The organism is Oleiphilus sp. HI0067 (genome assembly GCF_001635735.1).
The window spans coordinates 1-352 of record NZ_LWFI01001671.1 but is presented as its reverse complement, the minus strand read 5'-3'; the positions used below and the strand labels follow the sequence as shown (position 1 = coordinate 352).

1 protein-coding gene is annotated in these 352 nt (G+C 44.3%); it reads right to left on the bottom strand.

The window, feature by feature from the left end:
- The coding region (locus tag A3739_RS30520) for a hypothetical protein (RefSeq protein WP_197472620.1) at positions 1-352 on the bottom strand (352 nt) is incomplete at both ends.

The following is a 352-nucleotide window of genomic DNA, read 5'->3' as shown; positions in this document are numbered from 1 at the left end:
TTTAGTCGATGAAAATGAGATTTCTTGTGAAGCCCACGCGTCACCTGAATCACGTTGACATGCTTTTACTGTTTGGCCTGACTTATCGATAATTTGAGCGAAATCGGCGCATTTAAAATCAGCACGAATAGAGTCTGTAGAGTTCCAGTGACGCCACATCAAAGGATTGACTGCACAGTATGTTAGCCAAAGCGCTTTTGGATGTGGCATCTGACATTGAATCTGTCCAGTGGATGCAGACGAGATCACAGGCACTTCGAGTTCACTAGCAAGCAGCTTTGGAATATCGGAAAACAGATCAGCTGCGCTAGAGATCTTTTCGATAAGTCTAGGAATGAACCCTAGCTCACTA